This is a genomic window from Desertibacillus haloalkaliphilus, assembly GCF_019039105.1.
GTDB classification, from domain to species: domain Bacteria; phylum Bacillota; class Bacilli; order Bacillales; family KJ1-10-99; genus Desertibacillus; species Desertibacillus haloalkaliphilus.
This window is the reverse complement of sequence record NZ_JAHPIV010000102.1, coordinates 1-453: the sequence shown is the minus strand read 5'-3', so window position 1 is coordinate 453 and position 453 is coordinate 1. Positions and strand designations below refer to the sequence as shown.

2 protein-coding genes are annotated in these 453 nt (G+C 42.8%); both read left to right on the top strand.

What is annotated here, in order from left to right; translation table 11 throughout:
• Nucleotides 1-95 (top strand): flagellar basal body rod C-terminal domain-containing protein (locus KH400_RS21045; protein WP_438821136.1); only part of this gene is annotated, 95 nt, incomplete at its 5' end.
• A 91-nt stretch (nucleotides 96-186) separates the two neighbouring features.
• On the top strand, nucleotides 187-453 hold a 267-nt coding region (locus tag KH400_RS21040), incomplete at its 3' end, for a flagellar basal body protein (RefSeq protein ID WP_217227987.1).

Genomic DNA, 453 nt, shown 5'->3' with positions numbered 1-453 from the left:
GTGCATACCGGTCGTTTGAAGCAAACCAACGAGTGCTTCAAGCGTATGATCAAAGCATGGAAAAAGCAGTGAATGAAATAGGACGAATAGGGTAAATCTAGCAAATTGGCGCATGTTTGTTTGCAGAGCATGCGTCTTGCTTGAGCTCTTGTTTGAGCACGTATTTTAATAAGAAGAGGGATGAAGATGAACACATCGATGATCGCTGCGTCGAATACAATGGGGCAGATTCAACGAAAGCTTGATACGATATCACACAACATTGCAAACACAAACACAACAGGATATAAGCGCCGTGAATCAACATTTACTGATTTGCTTCATCAGCAAGTAAACAATCAATCGAGAGCAGCTCTAGAAGTGGGCCGTCTTACCCCGAATGGCATACGTGTTGGAACAGGAGCTAAAATTGCTCAAACGGCTGTTCGAACAGAAATTGGATCTCTTATGCAA